The 344-nt window shown below is 67.2% G+C and carries 1 protein-coding gene; it reads left to right on the forward strand.

Going from position 1 to position 344, the window contains the following annotated elements; translation table 11 throughout:
• On the forward strand, positions 1 to 344 hold a 344-nt coding region (locus QM600_RS25860), incomplete at both ends, for a YncE family protein (RefSeq protein ID WP_502943104.1).

A 344-nucleotide genomic window follows, 5' to 3' on the forward strand; every position in this document is an offset into this window, starting at 1 on the left:
CATCCCCGTCGGCGCGTATCCGTACGGGGTGGCAGCCAGTGGCACCCACGCCTACGTCACCAACTACAGCAGCGACACAGTGTCGGTGATCGACACCGCCACCTCCGCCGTCGTCGGCAACCCCATCACGGTCGGCACGCGGCCGTCCGGGGTGGCGATCAGCGGCACCCACGCCTACGTCACCAACCAGATCAGCGGCACAGTGTCAGTCATCGACACCACCGCCACCCCACCCGCCGTCACCGCCACCATCACGGTCGGCGAGAATCCGTCCGGGGTGGCAGCCAGTGGCACCCACGCCTACGTCACCAACCAGATCAGCGGCACAGTGTCAGTCATCGACA

It is taken from the genome of Rhodococcus sp. IEGM 1379 (genome assembly GCF_030056815.1).
Taxonomy (GTDB): domain Bacteria; phylum Actinomycetota; class Actinomycetes; order Mycobacteriales; family Mycobacteriaceae; genus Rhodococcus_F.